Genomic DNA, 25,907 nt, shown 5'->3' on the forward strand with positions numbered 1-25,907 from the left:
CTGTTCAGGGGGGTGTGCATCCCCCTACCCCGACGCCGTCTGGTTATTTTCGCATATTGGCGTTCTACCACCCCCCTGCACACCCCCCCTGCACACCCTGAGAGTGCTCTTTGAATACGGAAACAGGCGGGGGTATATCTCTGCATAGGTAATCGCGGAATAATGTGGGGGCAGATCGATGAGACAGTTGTTGGTCGAGGTTGTGAGATGAGATAGATACCCTCGGCTTCTTCGAGAAATATACTCCCGAGTCTGGTGCGGATCTCACTGTCGGGGTTGGGGAGTCCTGACCATTGTCTGGATCGACTGGGGTGCAACCGATAACGAATGGTGGCGTCTGTTCGAGATTGAATTGCCCCCCCCTCAGATCGATATTGTGGTGAGAACACATCGCGCCTCTAAGTCCCAAACTGAGGCCCCAATCCAGAATTCGAATTATACATATACCAGATATCGTATGTATTTGTGGAGTGTACCAACAGCTCCGAGAAAATCTGCGTTGTCTTCTGAAGGCCTGAACAATATTCATCGAATCGGCCCGTCCACCAGTCGGGATTGTAGGTCTCATTCGGGTCCGTCTCGCGGGGAGAGATTCACTCTGAAGAAAATACACCAGGGGTATGGTCGGGCCGAAAAGTGGTCGGAATGGAGTAGATTATTACAGCAAGATCCGTCGCATGACCAAAGGAGTGATCTGGCCGAATCGGATCTAGAATTCAGTCCCTTGAGATCGCATTGCTACCCCGGGTGAGTTCTGACCACTACCCGCGTTCGGTAATCCCATTTCACTACTAGCCCAGTTTGATCTTGAGTGTCTGAGTAGGGCGGGTCGATTACAGAGACTTGCGCTTCGCTGAGTCAGCACTTTGTGTAGAGGACGAGTTCAGGGACCTCTATACTGTGTAAGGAATCTAGTAGATGGTAGTCAGTATTATTCCATCACACGCTACGTTTACTCGGTGAGGGCTTCACCAGACTCGGTCAGTACGACCCCAATTAGCCGGGTGGCCTGTTCGCCCTTCACCCGAGTCCGCTTCTTCTCACATCCCGCCACTTCAACGAGCTCCGCGATCTTTGATTTCGGTTTGGCGTCGATCCCATTTGCCTCACAGAACGATTGGTATGCCTGAAACGCCTCGTTGCTTTCAACGTGGATGTAGTCGATATTTTCGTCGTCAATTGGCTCGGCTTCGTCGGTCATGTGCCGGTCAACGAACTCCGTGATCGAGTTCTCCGTGGTCAGTCCATCGACGCTGAAGTCCCACTGCTTCTGCGGTGGTTCGATACCTGGGTCAACTCCGTAGTGATCCTCGAAGTTCAGGATCGTCTCCCGGTACAACTCGGCCGGAAGTTCGCGCCGCGTGTACTGGCCGTTCGGTCCATCGCGGGTCACCTCCTCGAAGTCGTCCTCGGTTGCAACCCCCATTTCGAGTGCAGCGTACATCAGCGCCTTCCGGGGTACCTGCGCGTCGTCACTGAGCACGTTCAGCTTCTCTTTGACACCGACCCAGGTGTGGAGGGTTTCCTCGTCAGTGAACCTCCCTTCGGGGTGGTTGAGATCGCGGACGTTCACCGCACACGCGAGGTACGACAGAGGGGTGTACGCGGCGTCGCGTTTGTGGTCGTACGCGACCCCCGAGTCGAGCAGGACGAAGTAGTTCTCTGACTCGCCCTTGTGGCCCAGCGGGTTGGTGCCACGGCGACCGAACCCAGTGGGCACGAGGTCACGCATCCGCTGGTCGTACAGCTCGTTCCGCGTCCGGCCCGAACCGGGCTTGCCGTCTTCCTCGTCGAACGACGACTCCCACTCGTCGTTGCGGACGCGGGTCGTCTCGGCCTGCATGATCGCCGCGTAGCCGGGGTGGTCGGTCGCCCGCTGGATCTCGTGCCCGTCGAACAGCGGCTCCACACGAGCGCCGTGAGCGGCCTCAGACGACGCCGAGTTCGGCAGGGGTGCGACGGACCTGTTCACGCCCTCCGCGCTCGCCACGGCGACGTGGCGCCCCAGCGTGAGGAACGGGCCGAGTTCTCCGTCCGCGAAGGTGGGACGGAAGTGCTCGTCGCCGGCCCAGTCATGTGCGTCGGCGTCGATGATCGCGGTGTACGCCGACTTCGCGGCGTTTGTCTTCGCCTCACCGTAGGCGGCGAAGCGACCGTACTCCATCGTCGCGAACTCCACCGGCGAATCGCGGATGGCCTCCATCTCCTCTTGGGTCAGTTCGGTGTAGTCGAAGTGGGGGAACTGGCTGATGTACTGCGTGAGCGACTGGCTCTCGTCATCGGTGAGCGAGGAGATGTCCACCGGCGCCGGCGTCGTTCCATCTTCGTCCTCGGGGCTGTGGTGTTCCTCGAGGTACGCTTCGATTTGGGGGACGTACGCGGCGTCGTACGCGCGCCGCTTGGCGAACGACTCCAACCAGTCGCGTTCGAGTGTCGACTGGCTCTCGGCGTGCGTGAGCGCCCGCGTGGGCAGGCGAGTGATGTCGCCGTACTCCTCGACCGTATCGGTCTGTTCGAGGAGGGTGACGTCTTCGTCGCGGCGCCACGTCTCGACCAACGCCGACAGGTGCGGCAGTGGCGGCGCAAACTCGTACAGCTTGTCCGAGAGGTAGTCGTCCAGGTCAACCTTGTCCGCACCGACGCGGGGGAGTTCGACGATGAACGACGAGATGCCCGCTTGTTCGAGGCGTGCGGCTGTGCGAATCGCGCCGTCCTCACCGGGTGCCACGGAGTTGATCTCCATGCACTCGGTGATGGGCCCCTTCGGGGAGCGCTGGTACGTCTTGGGGATGTTCTCGGTGTCGCCCTCGACCATCGCCTCCAGCACCTCGGCGGACGGCCGGTCGGCCTCGGCAATGGGATCGATGGTCGCCCGCTCGTTGTCCTGCACGAGATACGCCGTGGGGATGTCGTACTTCTCGATGAGGCGTTCGAGTTCCTCGACGTGGCTGTTCTTGAACTTGGTCGTGACCGGCGAGAGACACGGGATGCCGTGAGCGTTCGCCGCGATGGCGTCGGCGATACCCTCCGTGATGACCACGGGGCGGCCTTCCTCCAGCGAGTGCTCGCCGTAGATCGGCTCGGTGGTGTAGACGCCGTCGTATCCGGCGGGGAGCTTCTGGTACTTCGCGTCCGGCTTGAGGTCGCGCGGGTGGTGGCGCCCTTTCTGCGTCCGGCTGATGGCGTGGATGGCCGTCCCGTCGGCGTCGAAGTACGGGAACAGGTAGCGGCCCTTCCAGCGCGACCGGAGCATCTCGACGGCACTCAACTGGGGTGCTGCATCGGGGAACGGCACCTCCTCGATGGCTTCGCGCAGATCGGCGCCGAACATCTCGGCGAGTGCGCCCTTGATGTCCTCCGGGACGGTCGTATCCGACTTGCTCTCGAGGTACTCTCTGATGGCCTCGATGGCAGGCCCGTCGTACTCGTCGCTGGCGAAGTGGTCGCGGATCGCGTAGTAGTCGGGACGGAACAGCCCGGTCGCGATGATCTGCTGGAACGTGAACCCCTGCTCAAGCAGTTCCTCGACGCCGGCGCGCTTGTACGAGGGTACCCAGCCGACGCGAGCAGACTCAACGGTCTCTTCACTCCACCCACGTCCGTGATGGTGGACGCCGGCCTGCCCCGCGTGTCGGTGTGCGGAGTGCGACTCCAGGTCCTGCGTGATGATCGCGAGGTCGTCGTCACTCACGTCCCACGACGGGCCGGTGAAGTAGTCGTACTGAGTCTCAGGCAGGTACGTGAACGGCTCGCTCGTCTCGATCGTACAGCAGTCGTCACACTCGGCGGGTTGGGGGTTGCCGCTGTGACTGAAGCACGGCTCAAACTCGACGATGGTGGTCGCCTCGGCGTGCGTCTCGTCGGCGTACTGGGCGCTGTTGGCAGGCGCCGTGTAGCCGGCGCGTTCTTCGGGGGGTAGCTGATCGGGTTCGAGGTCGACGCCGGCCTCGTCTCCCAACTCGCCCATCTCCAACTCATTCATCAGCATCGGTTCGTCGTCGCTCGTCGGCGGCTGCTTGTTGAGTTCGACGAGGTCGGTTGCACTGACCCCCAGCCGTTTGAGTGTCGCCCACGTCGGACTGTGAATGCCGTCAACCTCGTCTGCGTCGGCGGTCACCTCGATGGGGACGACGCGCGCGTCGTCGACGGCCTGTTCGTGCTCGGCGACACACTCTGCACAGAACGCGGCGACGGTACAGTCGTCGCAGTCGGCGTTCGTGATCATGTGCTCACTGCACGGAATGGCGTCGACGCGGACGACGGCGGCCTCGTCGTGGCAGTGGTCACACTCACCTTCGACGCGGCAGTGGGGGCACTCGTCGTGGTAGTGGTCGTGTTCGGGCCACGCGCCGGTGTCGTCGCTGTCAGCGCTGAGCGGTTTCTGACCGGCCTCGCCACACGGCGTCCGGTACTGGTCGTCGACGTGATCCAGCAGCGCGTTGTACCAGCCGTTGGGCTTGACCGTCCGGTCGAGCTGGTCGTGGTAGTAGTCGACGGCGGCGTCGAACGCCTCTTCCCAGCCGTCGGGTTCGGTCGTCGGGAGGAGCCCGGTAGTCGGCTCCTCGTCGCCGGGGGCATCTGCGTCGCTTGTAGGGTCGTCGCTCGCGACGGGCGTGTCCGCGTCGCCCTCGCTGGTCGGGGAGACCTCTTCGTCGGGTTGACTATCGTCGCTCGGCGTGGCGAGCGATACTGGCTCTTCAGGGTCGGTGTCGTCGGGGGCGATGAGTGGGAGGTCTTCCTCGTCGTCTTCATCGTCACCGTCGGCTCCCTCAATCGCACTCGCGACATCTTCGGGACTTGCCCCTTCGGCGACGGTGATCTCTTCTTGGTCGGCGGCGGAGTCGGTGGTCGTCGCTTCGGTGGCCCGCTCCTCCGGTTCGTCTTCGTGGTGCTCGTCCACGGCCTCGGTAGGCTCTTCGTTCTCTGACTGGCCGTCGGCCTCGTAGTCATCGACGACCACTTGTTCATCGTCTGGCGCGGCCCCTTCCGCGGTCGCCGTGTCGGATTGGCCCGTGGTCGGCTCCGCTTCGTCGGGTTGCTCCTCAACGCCTTCTTCGGCAGGTTCGGCTTCCTCCACCTCGTCTTCCGCCGGGCCCTCACCATCGTCAGCCGGCTCACTCCGTTCGTCGGCTGGTTCGGAGTCTGCCGTGTCCGAGTCGCCCTCGGGATCGTCGCCGCCGTCCTCGTGGAACGTGTCGAACGCATCCCAGTCGATTTCGGGGCCGTCGACGTCGGCTGCGTTCAAGGCGATCATGTTGCCCTCCTGGAACAGGATGTTCGCCTCGAACGCTCGATCAACCTCTACGGCGGCGTCTTCTTTCGAGACGGTCTCCAGCACTCCTTTGACTACCGAGGGGAACGCATCCCGCGGGGTTCCCGTCTTCTTCTCCGGGTCGCCTTCGATCTTTGCCCACACCGTCTTCCACTCCTGCGGGACCTCCCGTTCGGTGATACGGACGCTGTTGTCAGTGCCATCGACTTCCTCGAGATAGCCGGCGGCGAGTGCAACTTCGATTGCGGCTGCGACCCGCTGTTCGGTGTTGTGTTGCCCGATGAACGGCTCCACGCCTTTCGCCATGAACACGACGCTCTTTCGGGGGAGGGACCGGTCGCGGTCCTGGCCGCCGTCGGCCCACACGTTCTCCCACACGTAGCGGTTCGCGAAGCGGTCGCGTTCGCCGTCGAGGACGAGTTTCGCGTGTCGACCCTGTGGCGGGGCAAGGAAGAATCCCAGTTCCGTCTCGACGATGTGCCCCATTTGCGAGGCATCGTAGATGGCACGGTCCCGGTTGTCCTTCATGGCGTTGCCCTTCGCGAGTGCTTTCTTCAGCTGCTCTTTCTGGAGGTGTTGGGCGTGATCGGTGTCGGCCGCGTCCCACGCTTGCTCCCAGAACACACGCGAGAAGGGGTCCTTCCCGCCGTAGTCGGTGTGCGACGTGTACTGCGGGCTGGGTCGTGGTAGTTTCTCTCCGTTAAGCAGCGCGTCTGCTTGGATCGTGTTGTCTGTCATCGGTGGCTCTGTGGTCGTGTCGTCTGCGATTTCGTCGTCCAGTTCCCCGTCCGTCTTGTCGAACCCGCGGATGAGCTCTGTCGGGAACCGCTCTCGGAACGATGGCGTCCACTCTTCTTCGGGGATGAGTGGCGAGAGGCTCTCACCGTCGTACAACTGCGGCATCGCGTCTTCGGGTGAGTTGATCAATTCGTGGTCAGTCGCGATGGTTGCGATCTCCCAGTCCACGGATTCGGGACCGTGCGTGAACTCTGCTTGAGGGAGGAACGGCCGCCGCACCCGCTTCCAGTCTTCCTCGAGCTCCTCCATCGTATCGTAGAGGAGTTCATTCCCCTTCTCACGGTAGACAACCCATTCGTCCTCGTATTTGTCGTAGCGGGCCCACGCACTGAAGGCGTTCACCGAGGGGTTGTCGATGGCATCAGGACCGATCTGGCCTCTTTGTTTGGCATCTGCGCTCTTGCCGTCATAGAGGGTGAGTTGGCTTCCGTTCCATTCCCACACCGACTGTCCAGATTCGCGGATGAGTGCGAACTTGTCGGCCTCGTCTTCATCAGAGAGTTCGAGGAAGTCGGGGGTGTTGTAGAGGATGTCGCTCTCGACTTCTTCTCCCTCGTCGTTGACCCAGTGGTCTCTGGATCTGACCATCGGTGGGTCTGCAAGGACGATATGAAGCCGGTTTGCGAAGGCGTCTCGCTGGCGGTTGTGGGCCCGGCCGTCGGGGACGAGGAACATCACCTTCCGGCCTTGGTTTGCACCACGGGCGAGGTTGTTCAGTGGCCCTGCGGGCTTGCGTAGGGACTTCTCCGCTTCGATGGTGATGTCTTGGTTCCCTGCGAGTTCGGTCGCGACCGGGAACTCCTCTTCAAGTTCTTTCAGCGACTCTCGCATCAGCCGCCGGGAGGTGGTGTTGACTTCGCCGGGGAGTTCCCCTTCTGCGTCGGCCACGTCTGCTTTCGCCTGCTGTGCGATGATGCTGACGCGGAAGCCCAACTGTGAGAACCAGTCGAATCCTTGGGCCAACATCTCTCGGTGCTCGTCGGAGGGCGTAAACTGGGCTTCGTCCGCAGAGAGGATGAACGCGAGCCCTGCGTCGGTAAGTGTGACAGCTCCTTCGTCATCGGGGATTTCGTGTGTGTCTCCCCGGCCTTCGGCGGCGATTTCTCGATACGGTGGCTGCTCGTCTGTTTCTTCACCAAGTAGCTCTTCTGCGGGGACGTCTGGTTGAACTCCACCATCGGCTGCCTTCGCGGACTTGATCTCGTGTTCGTCTTCAACCCGAACGTAGTGCCTGATGTGATCGCGTTCGATCGACAGCCCATTCGGGTAGCCGGTGATGGGCTTTCCAGTACGATTCTCAAACGCCCGGTTCACCGCACCGAGTGCAACATATTCGCTGCCCCGCTCAAGTTGCACTTCTCGAATCGCCATGAGGAACTGGCGCTGCGTCTGGTCGTCGTTGCCGAGGTTGTGGATCAACATCGCCGTCTCGTTGATGTCGGCCTCGAGTGGCTCGACACCGTACTTCTCGAGCGACTCTTCGATGTGCTCGTCCGCCTCTCTGTCCGTCCGCACGGGTGGGTAGTCGGCGAACGTCTCGACGGGGAGTGCGTCTGAGAGGTACTCGTCTTGTTCGCCCTGGAGGAGCACGCGGACGAACATCGTGAAGCGGGGGATCTCTTCGACGAGGCTGTAATCGACTTCCTCGCCCATCCGCTCGGCGATCAACCGAGCGTCGTCTGCCTCACCCACACCGAACGAGGTGACGGTGCGGGAGTTGGCGAACATCTGCTTTTGGATCTTCTCCGGCAGTTGGGAGGGATTCTGGTTCGCAAGGCCGACGCCCATCTTCTTCGAGCGCGCCTTCGACAACATCGCTTCGAGGTCCATCTCCTCAGTAGCAACCCAGTCGAGTTCGTCAATGAAGGTGAAGTACGGCTCGCGGTCTGCCTCCTTCTCTTTGCGTGCCTGGATCGCGGACCACACCCGCCGCATCACTGCCGTCGACACGACCTCTTTGAGCTCGTCAGAGTCGATGGGGATCTTGACGAGGATGATCTTCCCGTTCTCGACTGCCTCGGTGATGTTCACCGTCCCCTCACGGTGGGCGACGATCCCGCGAGCGATGGGATCCTCGACCCACGACTGGATACGACGGATCACAGCGTCCACCTCGTCGTCGCCCATCTCGGCGATTTGCTTGGTGTACGTGTGGATGTTCTCCATGTCCTCGGCGTAGTCGGCACCCATCTCTTCGGCCTCTGAGAGCTGGCGACCCTCACGCGCGATCATGTCGGCGAACGCCCGTCGCGAGTGCGACGACATGAGGACGTGGTACATATCAGTGAGCGTGAAGGGCTTCGGCGACCGGATCATCGCGCGGGCGATGTTGGTCGTGATCCCCTCCATCTTGGGGCCCCAGTAGTCGCCACCCTTCAGGATCGCCGTTAGGTCGTCGACGATAGATGTGACCTCGCGGTCGAACGCCATCGTTCCGGGCTCGGCCTTCGCCTCGAGGAAGTTGATCCCGACCGTTTTGTCGAATTCGGTGGACCCTGGCTCGATCCAGATGACGTCGTCCATCCGGTGCTCCGGAATCTCGTTGATGAACTCGTCGACGGTGTCGCCCTTGGGGTCGATGTAGCAGAGGCCGTAGCCCTTGCGGACGACCTGGTTCATGATGTTCTTCTGCTCGGTCGACTTCCCCATCCCAGTCATCCCGAACTGGGTGAAGTGGCGGAACCACGCGTTCTCCTCAATGCCGATCTCGTGGAAGCCGACGCGGTTGTCTTTGATGTACCCCAGCCAGATTGGCTGGTCGGGGTGGTCCTCGTGACTGTCGAACAGTTCCTTCTGGACGTCGTACCCCATGTAGACGTCACCCTCGTCGGTGATCGCTTTCACCTCATACGCGCGGTCTTGACCAGTGTGGGGATCAAGACACCACTCACGCACGGTCGAGATGAACGTCTCCGAAGACGCATCGTTGTGTCGGGCGGGAACTGGGAGGTTGTCGACCTCGTGTTTGAGCCGGTCCTCCTCGAGCCGGCGCTGTTCTTCGGCTTGTTGTGCTGCGATCTCTGCCTCGATCAGCGCCTTCTTCGACTTCGCAGTCTCCTCGTCGAAGTTCTCGAGCAGGATTTCGTAGGTCAACTCGCCCTGTTTCCACAGCTCAACAGCCTTGAGGTGCAGGTCTTTATCTTCTCCCTCTAACCGATCACTGGGGCGCTGTGGCTGTTCCTGGAAGGTGGCCTCTCCCGTGACGGATTTAGACGCTGCCACCCGCTCACGGGCGGCCTTCACTTCGTCGTCAGGGGCTACTTCGCCCGGCAGTTGCGGTGTCCCTTCGGGAGCCGGCTCTACGTCAGTTTCATCATCTAGCTCGGGGTCTGGGAGTGCCGGCTTGGACGAGCTAAGGGCTGTTTCGGTCGTCTCTTTCCCGACGGTGTATCGGTCCATCGGGAGTGGCGAGATGCTCTCGGGCTTGCGCGACGCATCCGCGGGCGCTTGTGAACTGAGGGCTTTCCGCGTGTACTGGACGTTCGGCGTGTCGATCTCGGCGTTGGGGAGATGAGCGAGCCCACCCAGCTCGGCTGGAGTTAACGGGAAGCTCGGCCCATTTTCGCCCGTATATCGACGCCAGTCGCGCCCCACAGCCGCCTTGAGTTCCTTCTTCAGGCCACGACCGCGCTTGGGCACTTCTCTGAATCGTTGTCCGTAGTCGCGGTTTTGGTAGGTGGCACTGTATGCATTGCCGATCTGCGCCGCCGCCTTGGTCACGAAGTCGGGTTTGTCGCTGAAAACGAAGTACCGGATATTGACGTGGAACGCCGTCTCGTCCTTCGTGTCGGAGATCGCTTTCGCGATACGGAGATCCTTCTCAGTGGGGTCTTCGAGATACCCTTTTCTGAAATCACGGTGGACATAGCGGCCCTGTCTTAGTGCCCTGGAGACCTTGTCGGCGTCTGCCCGAAACGGGATCCGACGACGCCAGTTATCGCCAGCAGGCGTGAAAATGACCTGTGCGATGGCTGTAGACTCGTTCTGCCCGATCATGGCCGAAGTGATGTTCCGAAGGGCAGCTTTTCCGGGCTCGAATTGCCCGTGAGAGTCGCCCCCGATTCCTTTGATCGGATGGAAGATGTTGTTGTTGAGGGTTAGGTGGCCGCCCGCGACGTGGTCGCCCGGCTCGAACGCTGGGAAGGCTTGGTCCTTCCTGTTCAGTTCGACTCGGGGGTAGTTCCCTGCGAGGAGCTCTCGGTGGACCTTGTACCAGAACTCATTGGGGACTGACCAGAGGAACTTGATGCTCCCGTTGTCGTACCAGATTTCAAACGAGAACGGCCCTGGGGATTTCTCTTTGCCTCTGAGCCATTTGAAGAACCCACGGGAGACGTCGTCCCGCTGGAAGTTTTTGATTACCTCTGGACCGTACTCCTGCCCCGGGCCTTCCTTGAACGGAAGTGACTGAATGATGGTGTTGTCTCGCTCGGTCACGTAGGCTTGGAGCTCCCTCTGAAGGTTTTCGTCAATTTGGAGTGCTCTGTAGGAATTCTTACCAATTAACGGGAGGCGCATCGGTGTTGCCCGATAAAATAATTAAACCCATATTTAAGAACTCGCCAGTTTGAAACCGAGCACAGCAATCCCACGACATCGTGGGTCAATCACAAAATGGACTGCTGCCGCTGGAATAATAGAGATGATTGAGGTAATAGTAAATAGTCTGGGACCGTAATTTTGGGCGACACCGAGCCGCACTCGATTCTTGGGTCGGACAACAATTTTCCCAAATTCCATACCCACGAAGGGTATTGAAATTATCAACATGTGCAGATGTACTGCGGTACTTACAAACAGTGCATAGAGTGGTTGAAAACAGCGATACACCCGAAATCGGGGGTTAGTGGTAACACCAGTAATACGGTCGGCCCTACCAAGCATCGAAAAATCACCCCACCATATAAAAAGATAACGCCGTTTGAGCTCCGTATAAGCTCGGCACCCTCCTCGTTTGCAATCATCACTACTCGATTTTACGGTCGTCGAGCGGGAATTAGACAGCAAGTTCGGCTCGCTTCCTCGGGGAACGTTATAGTGAGCACTGACTTCCGAAAGCATCGTCATCCCAATGCAGTCGGAGGTATCGATCGTCGCCGACGAGTGGAATAACTCGTACACGCAGTCTGAGAGAGAGTCGTCGAGGTCTACGAGCGTCACTTTAGGACCACGTCGGTCACCCGTCGGTCATCGACCTCGATCTCGAACCCGTTGTCGACGCCGACGATAGTGACTGACAGCAGTTCACCGGTGAACTCGTAGACATCACCGGCTTCGTCGCCGGTCGTGCCCTTGATGACCGCGACGCCGCCGCGCGACCGAACTTGATCGCCGTCGTCGGCGGCGTTGCCGTCCGCCGCGGACTTCTCGGCCTCCCCATCGACCACAGCGGTGTACCCGAACTGGTTGTCCGCCGTCGACAGAATCTCCAGAACACTGCCGTCGCCTTCGATGCCGGTGCCGTCGGCGTACCCCTCTAACGGGTCGTCGCCGCCTGCGAGGGGGGAGACGATCTCATCGATCGGCGTCAGCCGTTCGTCGAGATAGCACTTCACCACCGTGTCGTCGTCGAACGCGTCCACGTCGAGGAGGCGGACCAACCCGTCGACGAGGAAGCGGTCGCCGCGGAAGGCGAAGGGGTCGGCGTCGTCGGCCATCGGCCCGGTGTCGTCGGTGACGCGGAGGTAGCCGCCAGAGGTCTCGACCGGGAGATCGAGGGTGTCGCCCACGAAGATGCCGCCGAAGCGGTCCGGTTCGAGCGTCCCGTCGACGGTCACGGTGTAATCGACCGGCCCGTTCGCCGTGATCATCAAGGAATGCTCCTCGACGTCGCGGAACTGGCGGACGCGCTCGACGGTCGTGTTACTGTCGTCGAGGTAGACGTTGTAGTCGGTGCCAGACGAGCGCGGGTCGACGTCGAACTCCTCGACGACGCCGCTAAACACGAAGCGGTCACCACGGAAGTTCGTCGGCCCCGCGTTCTCCGGTCGCGGGCCAGTGTCGTTCGAATACGAGAACACCCCGTCGTCGACTTCCTCCGGGTCGTCGTTGTCGTCAGCCGCGAAGTCGCCGCCGTACCGGTCGGGCTGGACGGTGCCCTCGACGGCCATCGTGTACTCGATGGGGCCGTTCGCCGTGATCATGACTGTCCTGCGGCGGTCGGTCCCATCGCCCCCAGTGTCGTCCCCACAGTCTGCGTCCGCGGGGATGTCGAGCGTGGTCGAGTCTCGCTCTAGGCCTAACTGCGGATCGGCGACGGTGACAGTGAGGTCGCGGCTCTCTCCCGCGCCAGCGTCGGTGTCGTATCGGAGGACGTACGCGGTGGTCACCAACTCCCGGATCCGGCGGAGGATCTCGGTGAAGCTCCCGCCACGGATGTCGATCCACAGGCCGTCGACCCGATCCGCGAGCACCCTGATGCTGGAGGACGGGTCGTCCTGGTCGGGAGACACAGCGATGAAGGCGACGCCGCTCTCGCGGACTCGCCGCGCCACTTGGTCGATTGTTAGATCTGTCACGCCCGTGTCGTCGCCGCCGTAGTGGGCGAGCGAGTCGGTGATCACGACGACCACCTTCTGTGCGGCGGGCCGGAAGTCGAGCCCGAGCGTTCGCGCGATCCCGTCGAAACTGTTCTCCCGACGGGGACTGGTGCCGCCACCTCCTGGCCGAAGGCGGTCGACTGCGGTGTCGAACGCGGCGGCGTCCGCGGTGAGCTCGCTCTCGACGCGGACTCGCTCGCGAAAGGAGACGAGCCCGTACCGCGCGTAGATACCCGCGTCCTCGATAGCGTCCGTGAGGCCACGCACCTCGCGTTGCATCCGGACGATCTCGTCTTCCATGCTGCCGCTGTTGTCGAAGGCGAACGCGATATCGGCCGACGAACTGGTGAAGGAGAACTCCTCGATCGACTGTTCCACCCCGTCCTCGATGATCGTGAACTGGTCGACGTCGAGTTCGCCTTCGCGGCCCGGGTCGCTGTTGACGGCGACGTTCACCAGGACTGACGGGCAGTCGGTCGGGTCCACGCTGAGAATGTCGAGGTACGGATACGACGGCTGACGGTACGCCCTGCCGCGCCGCACGAACGGGAGCACCCCGACACCGAGCGCCGCCGTTTTGAGCGCCGTCCGCCTGCCGAGGCCGACCCGACCGCTCGACTCGTTCCCACTCGACAGCCGGTTTCGGTCGTCCGTGTCGGAGGGAGGGGAGTTCATGTCTGCCCAGCAACTGTTCTGCTGACCGAGCCAAATTCGTAGTTGCCGGTCACCAGTCGCTCGGCGATCGGATCCAAGTCAGCAAACTGCGGGTTTCGGTGGTTCAGACTACTGTTTGCGTTATTCCAGTCAGGTCAGCATCCAGACTCGGTTATGGTACACCCCGGGATACCACCCGAGAGACGGACCTCATCGCCGATCCTCTCCGTCTCGATGACGCTCTCGGCGACGATCACGCCTCACCGAGCACGATCGTCGCGTCACGTTTGAACGACTGGTACGTCTCGGTGGCCCACGATCTGACCTCGTCGGCTTCGCTCTCGAGGAGTGCACGCGGATCGCCGTCTTCGGCCACGACCAGTTGGATCACGTCGTCGAACACGATCAGACAGTAGGGGATGTTCCCCGGATACTCGTAGATGTGCCACCGCCCCGTGTCCGCCGCCGCGTCGTTCACCTCTCGGTACTGCGGTTCGGTGAGGTGCGTCTCGGCGACGGCAGGGGTCGCGACGATCTCCATCTGTGCGCCGTCTTCGATCACCTTCCTGGCCGCGACTTCGGTCGCGTGCAATCCGGTGAACGACAACAGCCCGTACGCCCGCTCGGTGTCTCGGATCGTGTCGACCTGGTGGTTGATCATCTTGTACGGGTCACCGTCGTCGGGCACGACGAGGGTCGCGTCTGCGAAGTGACGCAAGTCGAGGTCGATGTCGCCGTAGTCCACCCACTTCAACACCGGCTGTAGCCGGCCGAACACCGCCGTCGACTCGACGAGGTCGAGGAACGACTCCGCGAGGTGTCGCCCACTCGGTGTGAGCGAGTACGTTCGATAGGAGTTCGAGACGATTTCCTTGTCGATGAGCGCTTCGAGGTTCCGCTGGACGGTCGTTCGAGAGCAGTCGACCCGATCTCGGAGGTCGGCTCGGGTGAGCTCCGAAGCAGTCGACAGTTCCTCGAGAATCCGCACTCTGGCTGTCGAACGTGCGATAAACTCGATCTCCTGAATCGACTCCTTCATGGGAGGGTTCACACCGTGACATGTCAAAAGGACAGTTGCCAGTTGACAGCGACTGGTTCTCGTGATACGTTGCGTTTGTGACGGTTCGCCGTCCTCAGATGCTGAGCCCGGCTCGTGCAGGGGGCGAACGAATGTGCACCGGTTACACTGAATCGAGAGGGCACCGAACGTGAAACCCGAAAATGACACTCAAAGAGGAGTTAGACTGCCGAAGATCAGTTCCGAAACTCGCGTCTGACCGAACACGTCTCCTTCCTCTGAGGATCCAGCGATGACTGGTAGACCCAGCGCGGGCAGACGACGCGTCCTCTCTCTGTTGCTAGTCCTCGTCGTAGTATTTGGGAGCCTCACGGTCGGTGCCACCCCAGTGCGCGGACAGACGTTGGCGGAAGGCGTTGTGATCGTCGATCAGCCAGACGAAATTGTCGTCAACCAACCCTTCGACATTAGTGTTGTCACACAATTATCGCGGTCTTCAGTAACGTGTGTCAATTGGAAGTTGACTGTCTTCGAGCAGGACTTCCTCTCCAGACAGGAGATCGGTAGCACCGAGTTCAACATGCGCGCCGACCGCGTCAACGACCCCGTCGAGCGGACAGTTACGGCGACCTTGGAGAACCAGGGAGACGGAGAAGCCGAAATCTGGGTCAGACTGAACTGCGCGAGCAATCCCTTCAGTCCGCCGCTGACGACGTGGAGGACTGAGGAGGTCAGCATCCCAGTCGTCGCGCAGGGCGATGGGTCGACGCCGACGCCGACACCCACGCCGGAGCCAGACACACCTACGCCAACTCCGACGCCAACGCCGGAACCAGCTACACCTACACCTACGCCAACGCCGGAGCCAGACACACCTACACCTACACCTACGCCAACGCCGGAGCCAGACACACCTACGCCAACTCCGACGCCAGAACCAGCTACACCAACACCCACGCCAACGCCGGAACCAGCTACACCTACACCTACGCCGACGCCGGAACCAGCTACACCTACGCCGACGCCAGCGTCCACCGATGTCGATAGTTGTACCACGATCACCGAGTCCGGGACGTACGACCTCACTAGCGACATCGACGCGTCCGACGATGGGCCCTGCATCCACATCCGTGCGAGCGACGTCACGCTCGAGGGCAACGGCAACACGATCAGCGGCCCCGGCGGCGAAGACTCCCTGGGACTGCTCGTGTACAACGGTCCCGCAGACGGCTTCGGCGACGGCGAGCGGTTGACGAACGTCACCGTCCGCGACGTCGAGATCGCCGACTGGGGCGAGGGCGTCCGCGCAGGGCCCGAAGCGGGGAGCCCCGGGCCGCAGGTCGAGTTGGACGGAGTCACGCTCAGTAACGCCGGCGGCATCGGGCTGTACGGCGCCGACGACAGTGTCCTCCGGGACGTGACCGTCACCGACAGCAAGAACGGTCTCTACCTGTGGGAGACGTCGAACGTGGTCGGTGAGGGGATCACACTCGCTGACAACGCGGGCGTCGGCCTGTTCCTCGCGCAGGTCGTCGAGGACAGTCGGTTCTCTGACGTAACCATCTCTGGAAACGAGGGCGGCGGAATCGCGTTCAGCACCGACGCCGCCGGGAACACCGTCACGGACGCCACTGTGGAGAACAACGACGAGTACGGCGTTCGGTTCTCCGACTCCAGAGACAACCTGTTCGAACAGTCGACTGTCGCGGGGTCCAGTAGTCCGGCAGTCATCGCCGACAACGCCGCCGGCGACCAGGTGGAGGCTGTCACCATCCGGAGCGGCGAGGCCGCCGCAGTCGAGATCCGTTCGGACAGTGACCTCGGCTTGGCCGACGTGTCCATCGACTCGCAGATCAGTGTACGCACTCCAGACGGTGGCTCGCCAGCGTCGTTCGACGCCACCCGTGACAACCCCGTTCGGATCTCGACGACAGCCGTCGACGAGCTCGGCGGCGACCAGCCCGGTGAAGCGCTCGTCGAGCGCGGGGTGACCGTCAGCAATGCCGATTCGAACGTCGTAGCCACGTTCGAGCCGTCGGACCCCGGACCGGATGCCAGCGTGCAACTGTTCCGGTTCGTCGGGGGCAGCTGGTCGCCGATCGACGGTGCGACTGGATCGTCGCCGACGGCGACGCTTTCCGGGTCGGAGTCTGTCGCCCCCTTCGGCGTCAGAGCAGTGGAGCCTGACGACGAAGAGACACCAGAGGCACCGACACCCGACGACGCTGACGACGAACAGCCGCCAGAGACACCCACTCCTGACGACGCTGACGACGAACAACCGCCAGAGACACCGACACCCGACGACGCTGACGACGAACAACCGCCAGAGACACCGACACCCGACGACGCTGACGACGAGCAACCGCCAGAGACGCCCACTCCCGACGACGAGAGTAGCGACACCCAAGCGACGACCGAACGGACACTCGAGATCATCTCCACAGCGGAAAACGAGTTCGAGTACGAGTTCGTCTTCGAGGGAACCGCCGAGAAGAGCGAGACGGACACGATGGCAGCCGACTCGAGTGACGACGTCGAATCGAGAGACGACGGGACAGTGGTCATCTCCGGGTCAACCGGTGACAACTCCGGAGACGCGTTCGCCGTCACCGGGGAGTTCGTCAGCGGCACGATCACCGGTGGTGAGTCGAACTACGAGATTCTGCTCGGTGGCGACGACATCACCGACCAAGTAACCGCAGTGGACGACTCCGACGACGACGAAGACACCGATGTCGACGATGTCGAAATGTCGGTGTTGCGGATCCTCTCGACGGAGGACAACCAGTTCGAGTACGAGATCGTCGTCGCCGGCACCGCTGTGAAGAGCGAAACGGACACCGAGGCCGCCGACTCGAGCGACGATGTCGAGACGAGAGGCGACGGGACGGTGGTCATCTTTGGCTCGACCGGCGACAACTCCGGCGACGCGTACGAGATCACCGGAACGGTCGAGGAGGCTCGCGTGATCGGTGTGAGTGACGGGTTCGAGATTCTGGTCGACGGGGAGCCTATCGACGTTGAGACGGCAGCCGAATCGGATTCCGACGACGCAGACGATAGCGACGACGCCGAAGAGAGGATCGATGCGACCATCGGTGGCGTCGGCGCCTCCCCAGTCTGAGACCGCCGTCCACGTTCTCGCTGGACACAGCCCTCCACGCCACCGTCGTGGGGATGGAACATCGCTCGCGACGAGGTGGCACTCAACGTCAAGAGTAGATTCGGCCACGTCATCCACCACTCCGGTGGCGGTGATGCGTTACGTCGAGGTCGGAAGTGACTGAACCACGTCTGACAGCATCGCGAGACCCCGCAGAGCGGTCGCTGATCAGCCATCGCATCGATCCCGAGGTGGTCGAACAACGTCTCCAGCCACTTGGGGTCGTGAATGTCGGCGCGATCCTGTGGGAGAGCGGCGTTCTCTCACGCGCTCACGTCCGCGTTCCCTGAGAGCATAAGAACCCAGACGGCGATGTCGGACATCATGACGCGCCAGGCGACAACTGCCGAGGACGCGTTCGCCGCACTTGGGAGCGAACCACGGCTCACCGTGTTGCGACACCTCGCAGACGCCGAACTCGACGGCGACTCGGCGCTCACGTTCACCGAGTTGTACGATCGATTCGAGATGGACAGCACCTCTCGACTCTCCTATCACCTCGACCAGTTGACCGACGTGTTCGTTCAGAAGACGGACGACGGGTACTCGCTGACGCCGGCAGGCGATCGCGTCGTCCGCGCCGTGCTGTCGGGCACCTTCTCCGAACAGGCGTCGTTCGAGCCGACCACCGTCGACGGGAAGTGCCCGTCCTGCGGGCACACGCAGCTCGGTGCGCGGTATCAGGACCGGTTGCTCACGGTTCGGTGTCCGTCGTGCGAGACGACCGTCGTGACGTACGATCTGCCTCCGTCCGGGACGAAGCACCGGTCGGCCATGGAGGTGTTGCGCTCCTGCAACCGACGTGTCCACCACGAATACGCTGTTGCGCTCCGAGGGACGTGCGCGCAGTGCGGTGGGCCGACTGAGGTGACCATCGAAGAGAGCGATGGCATCTCCCGGTTCACGTGTGTGACGGACTGTACGCAGTGTCGCATGCGATTGTTCGCCCCCCTCGAGGCACGGTTGCTCCACCATCCCGCCGTGGTCTCGTTCTACTGGCAGTGCGGTATCGACATCGTAGACATCGAACTGTGGAACCTCGCAACTTATCTCGAGCAGTGGGAGACAGAGTACCTCGACGGCGAGGAATTCCGGTGTGCGGTGACGGTCACACACGGGTCCGAGACGCTCCGGACCGTCGTCGACGCCGACCTCGATGTGACGATTGTCGACACGTAGTCGACCCCATCGACCGACCGTTGCTCAACGATTTTTGAGTAGTGCCACTGACAATATGACACAATAGTAACAAGATATTTCTCACCGGTGGGCAACTCCTCTCTGTGAACGCCTCGATCGCAGAGCAGATTCGAAACCACCGAATCGCCTCGTTTTTCGTACTGACGTACGCCCTCTCGTGGACGCTGGAGACCATCCCGATCCTCCTCGGAATGGAGCCGTCGTGGACGCGCTGGATCATCGATGGGTTCCTCAGTCCCCTCTCGCCCGGCGTCGCCGCGGCGATCGTACTCTCCGTGAGCGGGGAGAGCGTCCGTGGATGGCTTCGCGACATCCTCCGGTGGCGCGTCCACCCCATGTGGTACGCGTTCGCCATCCTGGTCCCGTTCGGCATCACGTACGCCGCCGGTGTCGCCGCGTGGCTGCTCGGCGGCCCCATCGACTGGGCAGCGTTCGAGGTTGACCCCACCAGTATTGTCATCGGCATCGTGCTCGGGACGTTCCTCGGTGGCGGGCAGGAGGAACTCGGCTGGCGCGGGTTCGCACAGCCCGAACTCCAGGCCCGGTACGGTGGCCTCACCGCCGCTGTCATCGTCGGCGTCTTCTGGGGACTGTGGCACCTCCCGCAGTTCGTCTTCCCGGGTGGGATGCGCGCCGACTGGCCGCTCGCGCTCACCGCCTCCTACTTCGTGGGCATCATCGCGTTCTCCATTCTCCTCGCCGTCGTGTTCAACGGGTCCCGCGGGAGCGCACTCCTCGCGATGATCATGCACGGCACCGACAACTCGACGCAGGGCCGCATCCCGCTTGATGTCGACACGGTCCTCATCGACGGCGCCGTCAACTTCGAGTCGCTCGTCTCCCTCTACATCTCGCACGCGGTTCTCACGTGGCTCGTCGTGCTCGTGGTCGTCGCAATCGTCGGGACCGTACTCTACCAACAGCGAGTCGATCTGGGGACGCTTCGGTCCCGGACGGAGGTGCGGTGATGGCGGCGATCGAGACCCAGAACCTCACGAAACGCTACGGAAGCGACGTCTACGCCATCAACGACCTCTCGTTGACCGTCGAGGAGGGTGAGGTGTTCGGCTTCCTCGGTCCCAACGGTGCCGGCAAGTCGACGACCATCGACATCCTGCTCGATTACGTCCGTCCGTCCGCTGGCTCGGCGACAGTCCTGGGCTACGATGCCCAGCGCGATGCGGACGCGATTCACCAGCGCGTCGGCATCCTCCCGGACGGCTACAGTCTGTACGACCGGCTCAGCGGGCGCGACCACATCGAGTTCGCCGTCGATCTGAAAGGGGTGAACGACGACCCCGACGACGTGCTCGACCGCGTCGGGCTCGACGCATCGGCCGCCGCGCGACCGGCGGGGACCTACTCCAAAGGGATGAGCCAACGGCTGGCGCTCGGGATGGCGCTCGTCGGCGATCCGGACCTGCTGATCCTCGACGAGCCCTCGACGGGACTCGACCCCGACGGCATCGCCGACATCCGCGAGATCACCCTCGACCACGCCGCCGACGGCGGCACGGTGTTCTTCTCCTCGCACATCCTTAGTCAAGTCGAGGCGGTCTGTGACCGCGTCGGGATCTTGAACCGAGGGCGACTGGTCGCCGTCGACACCATCGACGGGCTCCGCGACGCCGTCGGCACCGGCTCGACTATCAGGCTGACCGTCAACACGCCACCCAGGGGGCTCACCGCAGATTCAATGGAGGGTGTCGCCGACATCGTCGTCGACGGCGACACCGTCCACGCGACGTGTACCGACCCGGCCGCGAAGATTGCCGTCGTCGACGCGGTGCGCGCGGCAGGCAGTACCGTCCTCGACATCGAGACCCGCGAACCGTCGCTCGAAGACCTCTTCGCCGAATACACCCACACGGAGCCAGCGCCCACGACGGTCGCCGAGGTGAGCCGATGAGCTGGCGGATCATCGCGCGCCGGGAGTTCACGGACGCGGTCCAATCCCGGCTCCTCTGGGGCGTCGTCGCCATCGTCGCTATCATGATCGCGTTGACGTCTGCCGTCCCACTACTGCTCCCTGGCGCGAACGCGTCCGCACTCTCGGGTCTGGGCGCCGCCAGCGAGTTCGCCGCGATGCTGGTTCCGATCGTCGCGCTCGTCGCCGCGTACCTCGCCATCGCTGGCGAACGGGAGTCGGGGAGCCTGCGACTCCTGCTCGCGCTCGAACCGAACCGTCGGCGGGTCGTCCTCGGGAAGTTCGTCGGCCGGAGCGCCGTCGTCGTCGCGGGGCTGAGTATCGGCTTCCTGCTGGCCAGTGGCGTCACGTGGTTCGTCTACGGGGGCGTCCCGATCGTCCCGTTCCTGGCCGTGTTGACGCTCACCGTCGGCCTTGGGGTCGCCTTCGTGGGCCTCGCGATCGGCATCTCCGCGGCGACGAGCACCCGTTCACGAGCGATGACGCTGGGCATCGCCAGCTATCTCGGGCTGTCTCTCCTCTGGGACCTGATCCCACAAGGTGCCCACCTTGTCGTCGAGGGGGGTCCGCCCAGCGGGTCCGTCCCCGGCTGGTTCCTCCTACTCGAGGGGTTCAGTCCGTCCGGTGCCTACAGCGCTCTCGTGATCCGCGCGATCAGCGCCAGCGATCCGTCCATGCCCAGTGCTGCGGACCTGCTCGGTGGGACACTGCCGGTCTACCTGGAGTGGTGGGTGTTCGCGCTCATCCTCCTCGCGTGGACCGTCCTGCCGCTCGTGGCCGGCTACTGGACGTTCGCACGAGCAGACCTGAACTGACACCACCTCACAGCACCCGTGCCCGCAACTCCACTCGGCGACGACGCACAGACACGACCCGAATCCGGCATCGATCGCTCGTTCAGCCAGTCCCAACTCCGACGTGGCGTGATCATCCTCCTCGCGTTCGTCGCGATGCGTGCGCTCCTCTGGGGACCGCTCTGGACGCAGCCAACGCCCGCCGACCCACTCCAGTTCGGCGGACTGGTGCTCGTGACGATCATCGTCGGCTCGGTCGGACTCGTCTACGTCGGATTCACCAGGTGGGTCGGCGTGGACATCGTCTCGTGGTGGGTCGATCGAGAGTACCTGCTCCGGGACCTCGTGTGGGGGGTCGCCGGGTTCGTCCTCGCGCTCCTCGTCACACTGGGGGTGGCGGTCGGAGGCCAGTCACTGCTCGGGCCACCTCCGTCGAACGCGCCGGTCGCGGTCGCTCCGTCGCCGATTGGGACGCTCCTCCTCCTCGTGTTCGGACTCGCGGTCGCCTCATTCCAGGAGGAGACGCTGTTCCGGGGCTTCCTCCAGACCGAGCTCGCGAGCCGATACGGAGCGTGGCCCGCGGTGGTCCTCCAGGCCGGCGCGTTTTCAGTCGCCCACGTTGGGTACTACCCACTCACAGCGTGGTACCTGTTCGTGGCGTCGTTCGCTAGTGGGCTCGTCTACGGCTGGCTCCGAAAGCGCCGCGGGCGACTCCTCGCGCCGGGAATCGCTCACGGGTTGCTCGGGTGAGTGCGGTCAGCCCCGAGGTGGTGGCTTCGCTCACCCGTCGGTCGGCGGGTCCAGTCCGTGCGCAGCCTCGATGAGGTCCCGTAACCGCTGGACGAACCGTGCAGCGGGGCCACCGTCGACGACGTCGTGGTCGAACGTCACGGTGAGGTGGAGGATCTCTCGCGTCGTGATCTTTCCGTCGACGAATCGGGGTTTCTCGCTGATGCCACCGACGGTCAACTGCACGGTGTAGTTCGTCGGACTGATCGCCCACCCACCTCCCGCTCCGAACATCCCCACGGAGGTGACACTGACCGTCCCCGCGACGTCCCTCCACCGTCGGGGGAACCACTGTGGGAGCCGCCAGACGAGTCGTCGAATGGCCCCCGGAAGCCGAAACGCCAACTCGCCCAGTCGTGAGAGGTTCGTCGGGTCTGCGGCTTCCTGTGCCGTCCGGATCTCGTCGTGGATCGAGCGTACGGACCGATCGTTCGCCGTCCTGACGACGTGCGGAACGGCCATCCGGTCACCGCGAATCGTCGTCTCGACGAGGACGTTCACGTCGACGGCTTCGAACACGTGGACCCGCCCACGCCAGTCGCGATAGGCGTTGACGTGCGGGTGGTCGTCGAGCGCACGCGCGAGACAGTAGACGAGAAAGCCGGTGAACGACAGCGAGTCACCCGTCTCCACCTCGATGGCCTCGATACGCCGGCGTGCTTCGGTCACGTCGACCTCGATGAGGCCGTGAACGTTGCTCCGGCGGCCTGCCGCCCGCATGTAATCGACCGTCCCACGTCGACGGGTGGGGAACGGCTCGACTCGATCCCTGCGGTCGCCCATAGCAGGTGTTCAGTGGCCGACACCATACCTCTTGACGTGGTGACGAGTTCGAGAACGCAGATAGTCCGTCAGGACAGGTGGGAGCTGTCGGACTCCTCTCAGGGCCCGACACCGGATGCACGCATGTACTCGTCCAGCTTTTCAGCCAACGCGCGTGCGAACGCCTCGTCGTTGATGTCTGTCTCCAGTTGGAGTAGTTCGACATCCGACGCAATGTTCTCGCGAAGCGCATCGAACAGCGCCCCATCGGCCTCAGGGTCGTAGAACTCCTCTCCCTCAACGTCGAGCATCGAGACTCCAGCGAGCGGGAGAACCAACGCCGTCGGGCCGGTCGCGCTGTTCAGTTTGTTCGCGATGATGCTACCCAACTCGGCACACTCCGCTGGAGTCGTTCGCATCAACGTCACCTGCGGGTTGTGAATGTGGAACTGTCGTCCTTCGAACTCGTCCGGGACTGAGTCACGCGGGCCGAAGTTCACCATATCGAGTGCTCCCGTCGAGACGACCTGTGGGGTGCCAGTCTCCGCAGCTGCATCCAACCTATCTGGCCCAGCGTTGAGCACGCCACCGACGAGTTCGTCCGCCCATTCTGTCGTCGTCACATCAAGCACGCCGTCAATGATGCCCTGGCGGATGAGCTCCTCCATCGCCTTCCCGCCGGTGCCTGTGGCGTGAAAGACGATGGTTTCGTAGCCCGCATCTTCGAGATACTCTCGAGCGGTTTGGACACAGGGAGTGGTGACGCCGAACATCGTCATGCCAATCGTCGGACGGTCCTCGACCGTCACGTCCGGCTCGTTGGTGACCATCCCGACCATCGCCAGCGCGGCGTTCGAGATGACCCGCCGTGAGAGCTGATTGAGTCCCTCGATGTCGGCAACCGAGTACATCATCGCGATGTCCGACGAACCCACGTACGGTTCAGTGTCACCCGAAGCCATCGTCGAGACCATGAACTTCGGCACACCCACTGGGAGGGCTCGCATCGCCGTGGTCGCAATCGACGTGTTCCCAGACCCACCGAGTCCGAGCACGCCGTCCAACATTCCCGACTCGTGTAGGTCGGTGACGATGGCGGCGGCCCCCTTGCCCATTGCAGTCATCGCCTCGCCCCGATCACCATCGTCGCGTAGCGCCTCAAGGGTCGTTCCAGCAGCCTCAGCCACCTCGGCAGCGGTCGTGTCCGGCTCGATCTCGGGAGCATCCAGCACGCCTACGTCAATGATGTGAACATCGACGCCCTGCGCTTCGATCACATCACGGGCAAAGGCGAACTCCTCACCTTTCGTATCGAGCGTACCAACCAGAACGACGGCCATTACTTCGCCTCCGGATCAACGTTCTCCGGTGTCGGTAGCTTACCGGCAGGGACGATCTCGCACTCTGGCAGGTCACGAAGAACGTCTTCTGGCCCCGGCGGTGCATACACCGCCAGCAAGACGAGTGGTTCCCACCCGATGTTGACCGTCCCGTGCTCGACGCCTTCGGGGATGAACACCATGTCGCCGGTCTCGATATCACGGGTCTCGTCGGCGACTTCTTGCTCGCCCTCGCCCCGAACGACGTACAAGATCTCGTCGCTCTCAGGGTGGGTGTGTCGCTCGTGCCCCTTTCCTGGTTCGAGTTTCACGACGCCAGCGCTGAATCGGTCGCCACCGGTAACCTCGGGCGTGCTCATCCACTTGAGGGCGCCCCAGTCGAACAGTTGACTCTCCACGTCGTCGGGTTCGACGAAGTAGTCGCTCATTGAACGTCGATCTCCTTGAACTCGCGAGCCTGGTTCTCGATGGCCTCCTCTGTGGGCAAGCGCTCGATGCTGGAGGCACCGAAGAAGCCAACCACGCCCTCGGTGTGTTCGAGGACGTACGCCGCGTCATCGGGCCACGCAATGGGACCACCGTGACAGATGACAAGGACATCGTCGTTTACCTCCTTCGCGGCATCATGGTGGGCTTGTACCCGCTGGGCTGCGGTCTCTAAATCGAGAGAGGTCTCTGCCCCGATGTCGCCGGAGGTCGTCAGTCCCATATGCGAAACGATGACGTCAGCGCCCGCCTCGGCCATGTCACGAGCCTGCGCCTCACTGAACACGTACGGACAGGTCAGCATGTCCTGGTTGGCTGCCTCTCGAATCATGTCGACCTCCTTATCGTAGCCCATCCCGGTCTCTTCGAGGTTCTGCCGGAATCCGCTGTCCTCGTCGATGAGGCCGACCGTCGGGAAGTTCTGCACTCCGGAGAACCCGCGCCGCTTCAGGTCCGCAATAAACACGTCCATCTGCCGGAACGGATCGGTCCCGTTGACGCCTGCGAGTACCGGCGTATCCTCGACGACTGGAATGACCTCGTGGCCCATCTCACAGACGATCTCGTTTGCGTCGCCGTACGGAAGCAATCCGGCGAGTGACCCGCGCCCGTTCATCCGGTAGCGACCCGAATTGTAGATGATGAGGAGGTCGACACCGCCGCGTTCGGCGAATTTCGCGGAGATACCGGTTCCCGCACCGGCACCAATTATCGGGTCTCCCTCTTCGACGGTTGCTCGAAGGCGCGAAAGCGACTCCTCACGTGTGTACTTCATGTGTGAGTTCCTACCAATGTATGGTAGTCTATTTAACATTTCCCCGAGGTGTTCGAGTGTGAGAGTAGGCGGCTACGCTTCGGCCTCAAGATCCTGTAGCGGCTATCGATTCAGATTCGTTCGTACGAATCACACTGCTCGATTCGCGAGTTGGACGCCGGTTCATCACTCCCCCAAACCGCATCCTGCGGATGTGGACATGAGCGAACTCGTCCGTACGAGAGCGGGTTAGCGGACGAGTTCTGTTCGAAGACGAGCCTTCGAAGTCGAATCGGCAGGTTGTTCAAGCGCACATCACCCGTCAGGGTACGAAAAACACGTTTGCCGCGTTGTAGTCCGCCTGAGGCGAATACCCGCACTTCAAACACCGTTTGGAGGTGTAGGCTG

General features: G+C 62.5%; 13 protein-coding genes. 6 read left to right on the forward strand and 7 right to left on the reverse strand.

Features of this window, described 5'->3' with window-relative positions:
• Window positions 1-952: 952 nt before the first annotated feature.
• The 3 genes from P0R32_RS17445 to P0R32_RS17455 all read right to left on the reverse strand — a co-directional run bounded on the left by P0R32_RS17445 (window position 953) and on the right by P0R32_RS17455 (window position 14,302).
• Window positions 953-10,588 carry a DUF8128 domain-containing protein gene (locus tag P0R32_RS17445; RefSeq protein ID WP_276239683.1) on the reverse strand — a complete coding sequence of 3,212 codons (9,636 nt, stop codon included), beginning with the start codon at window positions 10,586-10,588 and terminating at the stop codon, window positions 953-955.
• A gap of 638 nt (window positions 10,589-11,226) precedes the next feature.
• On the reverse strand, window positions 11,227-13,284 hold the full coding sequence (locus tag P0R32_RS17450; RefSeq protein ID WP_276239684.1) for a vWA domain-containing protein: 2,058 nt from the start codon (window positions 13,282-13,284) through the stop codon (window positions 11,227-11,229).
• A gap of 232 nt (window positions 13,285-13,516) precedes the next feature.
• A complete protein-coding gene (locus P0R32_RS17455) occupies window positions 13,517-14,302 on the reverse strand; it encodes a helix-turn-helix transcriptional regulator (RefSeq protein WP_276239685.1) in 786 nt (261 codons plus the stop codon).
• Between the two features lie 499 nt (window positions 14,303-14,801).
• Between P0R32_RS17455 and P0R32_RS17460 the strand changes: the two genes are divergently transcribed.
• From P0R32_RS17460 to P0R32_RS17485, 6 genes are all read left to right on the forward strand, one after another.
• A complete protein-coding gene (locus P0R32_RS17460; RefSeq protein WP_276239686.1) occupies window positions 14,802-17,408 on the forward strand; it encodes a right-handed parallel beta-helix repeat-containing protein in 2,607 nt (868 codons plus the stop codon).
• A 363-nt stretch (window positions 17,409-17,771) separates the two neighbouring features.
• Window positions 17,772-18,626: a DUF7351 domain-containing protein gene (locus P0R32_RS17465; protein ID WP_276239687.1), complete on the forward strand. Its 855-nt coding sequence runs from the start codon at window positions 17,772-17,774 to the stop codon at window positions 18,624-18,626.
• A 104-nt stretch (window positions 18,627-18,730) separates the two neighbouring features.
• Window positions 18,731-19,615 carry a CPBP family intramembrane glutamic endopeptidase gene (locus tag P0R32_RS17470; protein WP_276239688.1) on the forward strand — a complete coding sequence of 295 codons (885 nt, stop codon included), beginning with the start codon at window positions 18,731-18,733 and terminating at the stop codon, window positions 19,613-19,615.
• Window positions 19,615-20,556, forward strand: a complete 942-nt coding sequence (locus tag P0R32_RS17475; RefSeq protein ID WP_276239689.1) for an ABC transporter ATP-binding protein — start codon at window positions 19,615-19,617, stop codon at window positions 20,554-20,556. Before P0R32_RS17470 ends, P0R32_RS17475 begins: the two co-directional genes overlap by 1 nt.
• A complete protein-coding gene (locus P0R32_RS17480; protein ID WP_276239690.1) occupies window positions 20,553-21,389 on the forward strand; it encodes an ABC transporter permease subunit in 837 nt (278 codons plus the stop codon). Before P0R32_RS17475 ends, P0R32_RS17480 begins: the two co-directional genes overlap by 4 nt.
• Before the next feature lie 18 nt (window positions 21,390-21,407).
• Complete coding sequence (locus P0R32_RS17485) at window positions 21,408-22,118, forward strand: CPBP family intramembrane glutamic endopeptidase (RefSeq protein ID WP_276239691.1); 711 nt, start codon at window positions 21,408-21,410, stop codon at window positions 22,116-22,118.
• Window positions 22,119-22,148: 30 nt separating this feature from the next.
• On the opposite strand, the gene P0R32_RS17490 is transcribed toward P0R32_RS17485, so the two are convergent.
• The 4 genes from P0R32_RS17490 to P0R32_RS17505 form a co-directional block, all read right to left on the reverse strand.
• A complete protein-coding gene (locus tag P0R32_RS17490; RefSeq protein WP_276239692.1) occupies window positions 22,149-22,940 on the reverse strand; it encodes a 2-oxo acid dehydrogenase subunit E2 in 792 nt (263 codons plus the stop codon).
• Window positions 22,941-23,038: 98 nt separating this feature from the next.
• Window positions 23,039-24,259: a Tm-1-like ATP-binding domain-containing protein gene (locus tag P0R32_RS17495; protein WP_276239693.1), complete on the reverse strand. Its 1,221-nt coding sequence runs from the start codon at window positions 24,257-24,259 to the stop codon at window positions 23,039-23,041.
• Window positions 24,259-24,687 (reverse strand): cupin domain-containing protein, encoded by a 429-nt coding sequence (locus P0R32_RS17500; RefSeq protein ID WP_276239694.1) that lies wholly within the window; start codon window positions 24,685-24,687, stop codon window positions 24,259-24,261. The genes P0R32_RS17495 and P0R32_RS17500 overlap by 1 nt, the downstream gene beginning before the upstream one ends.
• Entirely contained in the window at window positions 24,684-25,520 is an 837-nt protein-coding gene (locus P0R32_RS17505) for a phosphoenolpyruvate hydrolase family protein (RefSeq protein WP_276239695.1), read from the reverse strand. Before P0R32_RS17505 ends, P0R32_RS17500 begins: the two co-directional genes overlap by 4 nt.
• Between the last annotated feature and the right edge of the window lie 387 nt (window positions 25,521-25,907).

It is taken from the genome of Halobaculum marinum (genome assembly GCF_029338555.1).
GTDB classification, from domain to species: Archaea; Halobacteriota; Halobacteria; order Halobacteriales; family Haloferacaceae; genus Halobaculum; species Halobaculum marinum.

What these genes read in the sequence shown, in the direction of transcription:
- P0R32_RS17445 (WP_276239683.1), bottom strand. Translation starts at nt 10,588, where the DNA reads ATGCGCCTCCCGTTAATTGGTAAGAATTCCTACAGAGCACTCCAAATT.
- P0R32_RS17450 (WP_276239684.1), bottom strand. Translation starts at nt 13,284, where the DNA reads ATGAACTCCCCTCCCTCCGACACGGACGACCGAAACCGGCTGTCGAGT.
- P0R32_RS17455 (WP_276239685.1), bottom strand. Translation starts at nt 14,302, where the DNA reads ATGAAGGAGTCGATTCAGGAGATCGAGTTTATCGCACGTTCGACAGCC.
- P0R32_RS17465 (WP_276239687.1), top strand. Translation starts at nt 17,772, where the DNA reads ATGACGCGCCAGGCGACAACTGCCGAGGACGCGTTCGCCGCACTTGGG.
- P0R32_RS17475 (WP_276239689.1), top strand. Translation starts at nt 19,615, where the DNA reads ATGGCGGCGATCGAGACCCAGAACCTCACGAAACGCTACGGAAGCGAC.
- P0R32_RS17480 (WP_276239690.1), top strand. Translation starts at nt 20,553, where the DNA reads ATGAGCTGGCGGATCATCGCGCGCCGGGAGTTCACGGACGCGGTCCAA.
- P0R32_RS17490 (WP_276239692.1), bottom strand. Translation starts at nt 22,940, where the DNA reads ATGGGCGACCGCAGGGATCGAGTCGAGCCGTTCCCCACCCGTCGACGT.
- P0R32_RS17495 (WP_276239693.1), bottom strand. Translation starts at nt 24,259, where the DNA reads ATGGCCGTCGTTCTGGTTGGTACGCTCGATACGAAAGGTGAGGAGTTC.
- P0R32_RS17500 (WP_276239694.1), bottom strand. Translation starts at nt 24,687, where the DNA reads ATGAGCGACTACTTCGTCGAACCCGACGACGTGGAGAGTCAACTGTTC.
- P0R32_RS17505 (WP_276239695.1), bottom strand. Translation starts at nt 25,520, where the DNA reads ATGAAGTACACACGTGAGGAGTCGCTTTCGCGCCTTCGAGCAACCGTC.